The following is an 8,008-nucleotide window of genomic DNA, read 5'->3' on the forward strand; positions in this document are numbered from 1 at the left end:
TCTTTCATCGTAACTTATGCTTTGAGATAGTCGCCACCGCTTTCTTCAACCTCCCCATAACTCACATCTTCCACCTTTGCCAAAAGTTACTGGTGGAGGAGAGGGGGATAATTTCCTTAGCAATTGTCTTAGAGCATTTTTAGTATTTATACTTATGATTGGGTACACCAATCCTTTTAGCCACCAAATAAATAAGTTTTTTCCTGAGCTAATGAAACTACATAAGTTCTGATGGAATATCTGAGGTCCCTTAAGGCGTGAAGCAAAAAAACCTTATTTTTTGTCACCTTATTTCTTGTCAGTAGTGGGCGTTCCGAGGGAACGCCCACCGCAATTAAAGAATATAGAATTCTTATGACTACTGTATGATTTAAATATAGCTTTTATATTTTTCATACAGAGAAAGCCCTGGAGTTGGTTGAGTAAATTCCAGCGGATAGTGATAATTTTCAGGAGAGTATTTTGCTAGTATACTTTGATTTTCTTGAAATAGTTTTTCCCATTGAGTTAAACAGTTAGTTAATGTTTGAAATTGCAGATACGATAGTTCATGTTTACTCACTAAAGCTAAATATTGAAGCAATTGAGCGTAGGTAGTTGGAATATTTTTATACTCAGGAATGTTGATAATTTTTCCTAGTCTTTGCAAGGTTTCGTAATTTACTTTAACTACATAATTAAACTGCTCTATATTTGTAAGATCCTGTTTTAGTGAATTATTAATGAATCCCTCTATTTCTTTGAGAATCACAAAATCCTTCGTATTGCCTGTCTTAAAATTTGCTAAAAGCTCTAACCCAATATCATAGATAGAAATATCTTTCAAGGTTTGGTGATATGCAGATAGAGCTTTTGCTCCTTGGGGAGTCTTTAGTTGTGGTAGTAATTCAGAAAGCTTATCATCAATACTTTGATTGAATGTTTCTCTATCTATTTGCCTCTCTAAATAGCTAGATAGTAATTCGTCTACATACTTATAAAAATCCTTTTGTTTACTACTTTGATATAGAAATTCACTTTCTTCAAATTTTTTACAATTGTCTTTCACAAAAAAAGCTACTCTCAAAGATTCGTAAGAATTGAGTAAATCAGCATAATCTCCTAAATTCTGGCTTAACAGTGAAGTAATTCTTGCGTACAATATGAATTCTTGGTTATTGAACTTTTCTTGATCGAGTAAATAAATTTTTTCTGCTAAAGGACGCATTTTTGCTAAATTTCGTTCGTATATAAAAACATCATCTTTAGAAACTTTAGCTTTTGGATTGTCAATATTACTAAGAAGATGATCTAATAAGCTCTTGTCGCTAAGAAGTGGACGATTGTACCAAGCTTTTTGATTTTTCATATCCATTTAGTTAGCTCTCCTTGAATTTTTTACTTAATTTTAAAACAAATCTTAAAAACATTGTTAAAAAGTGGTTAAGAAAACATCACTTTTTTCTCAACTAATCCTTACTCATTTGTACCATAACTTTTTGAATCCGTCTTCTCAATTCAGGATCTTCTTGTAATTGTTGAGTGATTTGATTAAATTCTCTAACGCTCATACCTGTATTTTCCACAATATTCTCTGAGTCTTGACAGTAGGCGATCGCTATTTCTTGAGCTCCTGCTGGTAAGCTTTCGTAGGTACTCGGATCGTTACATGATATTTCCGGCGTCTCTCCTGCTAACACTTCTTGGATAGCTGCCAAAGCTTCTTGGCGTTCTGCTTCTATTTCTATGACTGCCTGAGCATACAGTTTTATACTTTCATCACTAATTGCTTGAGCGGTAGCAGAGAGAGAGAAACTTAACGGGAATATAAATATACCGAAAATATAAGAAGATAATTTGGAGATATAAAGCTTAGGGAAAGACATAAATACGGACATATAATTCTCACACAATTAATATGCTAACTATTGTGAATGATTTTGTGCGTAATAAGTTCCCTAAGCCAGATAAATTTTAGATTTTAGCGCCACACTCACAGCAGAACTTATGCTGATGAGGATTACTAGCACCACAGACATTACAAGAGAGCAAATCATCTCCGGGAGCTTTTTTGGGGTTAGGAATTCCGAGCATTTGGGAATTTCCCTTACCAGGGGCTACCATGGGGTAACAATTCTCATTTTTAGTGACTTGAGCATCGAGTAAAAAAGGACCATCATGAGCTAACATAGTGGCTATCGCCTCAGAGAGTTCTTCTCGCTTTTTGACTACCATACCTCTAACCCCAAAGGCTTGAGCTAATAGTTCAAAATTAGGCATTCCTGTGTCCATATTAGAAGAAGAATAACGCTCACCATAAAAAGTTTCTTGCCACTGACGTACCATCCCTTGCCAACCGTTATTAATTATTACGGTTTTTACTTTGATATTGTATTGAGCGAGGGTAGCTAATTCTTGAAGATTCATTTGAAAACTAGCATCACCGCTAATACAAATTACTTGTTCATCAGGCAGAGCGACTTGAGCGCCCATAGCTGCTGGTAATCCATAGCCCATGGTGCCTAATCCTGCACTAGAAATCCAACGACGGGGACCATTTTTGAGGAATTGTGCCGACCACATTTGATGCTGACCTACGTCTGTAGTATAATAAGCCTGGGGAGCTTGTTTACCTATTTCTACAATTACCTCTTGGGGAGAGATAGTATCAGGAGGATGAGGTACGATGAGGGGGTAGTCTTGACGCCAGCGGTCTATTTGTTGAAGCCAAGCCTGAGTGAGCTGAGAATCAGAGGGGAGATTTAGCTCTTGTGCTCTTTCTAGGATTTGATCTAAAACACAGGCCACATCGCCTACTATTGGTACCTCTGGCAGACGATTTTTCCCAACTTCAGCCGGGTCAATATCGATATGAATAACCTTAGCTAGGGAGGCAAATTCATCAAGTTTTCCGGTAACGCGATCGTCAAATCGAGCACCCACAGCGATCAACAAATCACAATCAGTAACAGCAAAATTAGCATAAGCTGTACCGTGCATCCCCAACATCCCCACCGAGAGAGGATGGTGTTCATCAAAGGCCCCAATCCCCATCAAGGTGGTGGTTACTGGAATTTGAAATAGTTCTGCTAGTTGTTTAAGTTGGGGATGAGCGTTAGAGGTAATTGTTCCTCCGCCCACGTATAACAAAGGTCGCTGAGAACTTTCTATAAGCTCTAAAGCTGCGTTAATTTGACGAGGGTTTCCTTTTACTGTGGGGCGATATCCTGGTAATTTAACAGTATGAGGTTCTACCGGAACATATTGGCACTCTTCAGCACCAACATCTTTGGGTATGTCGATTAAAACTGGACCTGGACGGCCAGTGCTGGCGATTTCAAAAGCTTCTGCTACAACAGAAGCCATGTTCTTAGCATCACGCACTACATAAGAATGTTTAACAATAGGTAAGGTAATGCCGAAAATATCAGTTTCTTGAAAAGCGTCTGTCCCAATGGCGTGGCGGGGTACTTGCCCTGTTACCACCACCATAGGAATTGAGTCTAAATGAGCTGTAGCAATGCCTGTTACCAAGTTAGTGGCTCCAGGACCGGAAGTGGCAAAGCATACCCCTACTTGACCAGTAGCGCGGGCATAGGCATCAGCAGCATGAGAAGCGCCTTGTTCATGTCTTACTAGGATATGTTTGATGTCCCCTCTAGCTTCAGCGCGATACAGTTCATCATAAATAGGTAAAATTGCTCCACCGGGATAGCCAAAAATGTGTTTAACGCCGTGACGTTTAAGACTATCTATCAAGGCAAAAGCACCTGTTCTAGTTACAGGCTCAGGTACAGGTTCTAAGTTGTTTGTTGATACTTTTGTTGTAGCAACCACTGCTTCTATCTTCCTCTTTTTTTTATGAAGGTTATCTACTATACTGACATAATCGCCAGCTATATTTGTTGATTTATGATAATTTTGTTAACTAACCATCCAAATATCCTGGGCATCTTTATCTCATATTAAATCTGACCAAGGAAAATCAGTGAAATAAACTCTATTGTGGGCTTAGACAGTTGAGCTCTTCCTCTAGCCAAGTAACTGAAGCTTGATTCCCTTTTACCCAAAAACTCACGTTTCTTCCTTCGTAAAGACTGCCACTACCTGCGGGTTGTAAATAACCCACGATAACTGTGTCACCTCGTTCTAAAATTACACTGGGTATATCTGACTGGTAAAATGTAGCGACAATCTCGTTAGCAGGTGTATTGTTACAGGTATAGAAAACTGGATCAGTTCCTTCTACTAATTGATATTGAGACTGGAGTTCGGAAATACGATACAGGTAGCTATCTTCTACACAGGTGCCTACATCTTCACTTTTCCAGCATTCGTTACGACCTTTTATCCATCCTATTTGTTCAGCTTGAAGGATAGATTTCATTTCAGGTCCTGTTTTATTATAGGCAGTAGTGTAAACTTCTTCCATTTTTAAGTCTAATTGAGCTAATTCTGTATCTTGACAAATTAAATTTTCAACTTCACCATCAGCTTGACTACAATCAAAGGAAGGTGCTTGGGCTAATACAGTATGAGAAAATTGATCAGTAAAACTGGCGATCGCTGTTAGTCCTAAGATAATCATGGGTTTTTTCATTCGTTTTTGAGAAAATGCCTATGAGAATAAAAATAATTATAGACAATTTGTCTTTAGCCATAAAAAATTTTAAAACACTTAAACAAGTAGAGTGCGATCGCTTTATTTTAACAATTGTTTCTGATAACATGTACCTTCGTTTCCTGTAAGCTAGACTTGAATCTATAACTTTTAGTTATTTTTAAACCAAACAATCTAGGGTACTATACAAAAAAAAAGGAGAAAACAATGAATAAATTTTCTTGGCGTAAATATCTTATCCCCATTTGTCTAAGCTTGTTATTACTAATTAGTGCTTGTGGACAAGAACCATCTCGCTACGACCAAGTACAACAAGAAACTAGTAGTAGAAACGCACCAGCAGCAGTATCTAAAGAAGCACAACCCGGTGGTGCTTTTAATAAATATTTTCCCAAATCCGCCGACGGTTATAAAGTTGTACCCGCCCAGGAGAAAAAAGGATTCGCCGAATATAAGCTTAATAGAGATGGTAAAACTGTAGCGGTTATGTCCATCAATGATACTATTAGTAACCCTAGCGCTGCGGCTAAGTATTCTAACAGTTCTACTAAAATTGCTGGCTACCCAGCAGTAGCACAAGGTTCTACAGGTACAGGTATTTTAGTGAATGATCGCTATCAAGTGAAAGTTCTCTCAAGAGATCCTAGTTTTACGGAAGAAGATCGCATTAACTGGCTAAAAAGTTTCGATTTAAGAGGTTTAGCTAGTTTAACCACAGCCCAACTTCCCCAACTAAAAGCGCCAGAAATTAAAAACCCCAATTCTATGCTACAAATAGTGACATAAATTGTCCTTTTTTCAATACCCATGTCTTAAGTCATGGAAAAAGAAACAAGGACTGTAAACAGAGACAAAGTCTGTTATGGATTTTAAGCTATACCTAGTTGTTATATGTCTAGAGAGCATAAACCGGGACATTTTGGGTGAGTGGGAGGTATTAGGTATTAGGTCATTCCTTCCCTGGATTTAAAATCCAGGGCATACGAATACCGCAGATACGAGGTTTTAGATAAAGATTAAACCAAAAAGGATATCAGGGTAGATAAGCTGACACCTGAAACCTGAAACCTGACCTGTCTCTGTTTTCCATTCCCTGTTGCCTTCTATCACGGATTAACCTGTTTAGTTAATCAGACAAAAAAAACCGTATATCCACAGGTTAACGAAGCATAATTCAGCAAAACTATATCAATCACAAGAAAATGAGTAAAGCAATTTATAAAATCGTCGATGACCTCCCTAACGGAGGAATCACAGTAATGGCCTTAAGATCCCTAGATATATTTATCCCTGGTAAATGGGATAACTTAGTGGGATTTGATAATACCATTCGCACTGTAACCGGAGAAACAGACGAAGCCCTAATTCAGCAAATTGGCGAAAGAGCGATCACCCTATTCAATGATAAATCAGAAGGTTATCAAAGGGCTCTATGGCTTTATGAAACCGTTGATTCAGCCTCAGGTTTATTGGGTGCTGCAACCCTAGGTAATCGCATTGGACAGGATACCTTTTTAGGATTTTTGAAAAATATTACCCCCAAACCAGAAAAAGCCCAAACTATTGATTTAAGTGTGAAATTAGTCACAGAGGTAGTGGCTTTTTGTCAAATCAACGGTATACCTGGAGATAGTCTTGGAGATTTCCTAGCCGCCTTGGGCGATTACGGTGGAGAATCTTATATGCGTATGGCGGCCTTAGTTTGTTTTGATGGAGTAATTCCCCTTGGGCCTGATTTTATCCTCAAAACCCTATCGATGATTAGGGGAATGAGTCCTAAGGATTTAGAACAAAACCAAACCTTCAAAGGGGTTAAAGATTTGATTCCGGGAGATAACTCCACAGACCAATTAAATTTCATTAACGAAAGTTTTGAATCAACTCAAGGTTGGATGAGTAATTTTGTCTCGAAGAATAATATTAACCGAGGGGATTTAGTAGATAACTTAACTAGTTTTATCGAAGTTGCCAACGATAAACTTGACTATTTAGGGGCATTTCTAGATATGACTGTTAAATACTATAGACATACTGGAATTCAAACCCTAGCCCGTCGCTTGGTAGAAAGAGCTGTAGCTGAGATCTAAAGCTTGTTTAATGTGACTCAAGATTGGATAATAAAATAGTTTGTACATTTAGATTGTTGTAGATAATCAATTATGCCTTTACCTACTAATTTATCCACTCTTGAGGGAAAACCTCTATCCCCAGAAGCTATAGCTAATAAAGTAGTCTTATTCGTCAACGTAGCTAGTCAATGTGGTTTAACGCCTCAATACGAGGGTTTAGTTGCCTTAGAAAAAGAATATAGCGACAAAGGCTTCATGGTTGTGGGTGTCCCCTGTAACCAGTTCGGTAAACAAGAACCAGGTAGTCCTGAAGAAATCAAAGAATTTACTAAGAGTAAATATGATGTGAATTTTACTCTTTTAGAAAAACAAGATGTTAATGGTCCTAATCGTAGTCCTCTCTACCAATATTTAGTGGGCGATGGACCAGATATTGCTTGGAATTTCGGTAAATTTGTAGTCGGGAAAAATGGTGAAGTGGTTGAGCGTTTTGAACCTCAAGTAACTCCCGATGATCCTGGTTTAAAAGCAGCGATTGAAAAAGCTCTAGCTTAACTTGAATCTTTGTAACCGAGAATAGGGGGATTTTGTTTACTCTCATTATTCTCGGTTTATTTTATCTTTAGAGAATTAGATTTAGGCGATAAGAGTGCGCCAATCCCTCCAATAGCTTTGTTAAAAACTAGCAGATGTAACAATATTTTAAGTGATGCTTCATAACCGGATGCGAGTATTAAAGGGTAATTATGATAATTATTAATTTGGATTTATCGAAAGAAGAAGAGTCAAAGCTTAAAGAGTTAATTGCGCTTTCTGATAAAGAAAGTATCTGTCAATTATTAGCATCGGCTTTAGTTCCCACAGTAGAAAATATGTTAAAAGAAGAACGGGTTGATGATTCTTTTGAGGTAATAGCTAACCAGTTAATATCAGAATTTGCTGAGTATGCAGGGGATACATTACCGCAGTTATCTGATTATGCTGTAAGTCGGGAAGGTATTTATTCTGAGCATCCTTGACGATAATTTGTAAGCCCCGATGATTAAGCTCTGCTGCCCAAATTAAATTTTTGCCCGACAAAAGAGCTAAGCCTGTAGTACGACTACCTGGATCTAACTTTAGCTGACAATTATTGTTTGTGTGTAATGGTTTTTCCTCCTTAAGGATAATGGTAAATGGATAACGTTTAAATACGCTGGCTTTCCCTTGATTGAGTAACTTTCTAGCTCTAGCAGGATGGCTTGGATTTAATGGCTTTTTGTGGGAATCTAAAACGAAAACTCCCATGAGTTTAACTCCTATTTCTAGGGTAAAGGTCGCCTCGTCAATGTTTTTAAAG

General features: G+C 37.9%; 8 protein-coding genes. 3 read left to right on the top strand and 5 right to left on the bottom strand.

Annotated features, from left to right (window positions below):
- Positions 1-370: 370 nt before the first annotated feature.
- The 4 genes from MW688_RS11775 to MW688_RS11790 all read right to left on the bottom strand — a co-directional run bounded on the left by MW688_RS11775 (position 371) and on the right by MW688_RS11790 (position 4,579).
- A complete protein-coding gene (locus tag MW688_RS11775) occupies positions 371-1,354 on the bottom strand; it encodes a hypothetical protein (RefSeq protein WP_486736175.1) in 984 nt (327 codons plus the stop codon).
- A gap of 94 nt (positions 1,355-1,448) precedes the next feature.
- Positions 1,449-1,877, bottom strand: coding sequence for a DUF4168 domain-containing protein (locus tag MW688_RS11780; RefSeq protein WP_486736176.1), 429 nt, complete (start codon positions 1,875-1,877; stop codon positions 1,449-1,451).
- A 76-nt stretch (positions 1,878-1,953) separates the two neighbouring features.
- Positions 1,954-3,735: a biosynthetic-type acetolactate synthase large subunit gene (gene ilvB / locus MW688_RS11785; RefSeq protein WP_486736184.1), complete on the bottom strand. Its 1,782-nt coding sequence runs from the start codon at positions 3,733-3,735 to the stop codon at positions 1,954-1,956.
- Positions 3,736-3,979: 244 nt separating this feature from the next.
- Complete coding sequence (locus tag MW688_RS11790; protein WP_486736177.1) at positions 3,980-4,579, bottom strand: MliC family protein; 600 nt, start codon at positions 4,577-4,579, stop codon at positions 3,980-3,982.
- Positions 4,580-4,807: 228 nt separating this feature from the next.
- Here MW688_RS11790 and MW688_RS11795 point away from each other — a divergent pair, with 228 nt between their 5' ends.
- From MW688_RS11795 to MW688_RS11805, 3 genes are all read left to right on the top strand, one after another.
- Positions 4,808-5,386, top strand: a complete 579-nt coding sequence (locus MW688_RS11795; protein ID WP_486736178.1) for a hypothetical protein — start codon at positions 4,808-4,810, stop codon at positions 5,384-5,386.
- A 416-nt stretch (positions 5,387-5,802) separates the two neighbouring features.
- Complete coding sequence (locus MW688_RS11800; RefSeq protein WP_486736179.1) at positions 5,803-6,687, top strand: hypothetical protein; 885 nt, start codon at positions 5,803-5,805, stop codon at positions 6,685-6,687.
- A 72-nt stretch (positions 6,688-6,759) separates the two neighbouring features.
- Positions 6,760-7,224 (top strand): glutathione peroxidase, encoded by a 465-nt coding sequence (locus MW688_RS11805; RefSeq protein ID WP_486736180.1) that lies wholly within the window; start codon positions 6,760-6,762, stop codon positions 7,222-7,224.
- 360 nt (positions 7,225-7,584) lie between these two features.
- On the opposite strand, the gene MW688_RS11810 is transcribed toward MW688_RS11805, so the two are convergent.
- A partial coding sequence (locus MW688_RS11810; protein ID WP_486736181.1) for an RRXRR domain-containing protein occupies positions 7,585-8,008 on the bottom strand: 424 nt, incomplete at its 5' end.

Source organism: Johannesbaptistia floridana (assembly GCF_057440575.1).

Excerpts from the sequence above, each read along its gene's own strand:
- MW688_RS11775 (WP_486736175.1), bottom strand. The coding sequence starts at position 1,354 with ATGGATATGAAAAATCAAAAAGCTTGGTACAATCGTCCACTTCTTAGC.
- MW688_RS11780 (WP_486736176.1), bottom strand. The coding sequence starts at position 1,877 with ATGTCCGTATTTATGTCTTTCCCTAAGCTTTATATCTCCAAATTATCT.
- MW688_RS11790 (WP_486736177.1), bottom strand. The coding sequence starts at position 4,579 with ATGAAAAAACCCATGATTATCTTAGGACTAACAGCGATCGCCAGTTTT.
- MW688_RS11795 (WP_486736178.1), top strand. The coding sequence starts at position 4,808 with ATGAATAAATTTTCTTGGCGTAAATATCTTATCCCCATTTGTCTAAGC.
- MW688_RS11800 (WP_486736179.1), top strand. The coding sequence starts at position 5,803 with ATGAGTAAAGCAATTTATAAAATCGTCGATGACCTCCCTAACGGAGGA.
- MW688_RS11805 (WP_486736180.1), top strand. The coding sequence starts at position 6,760 with ATGCCTTTACCTACTAATTTATCCACTCTTGAGGGAAAACCTCTATCC.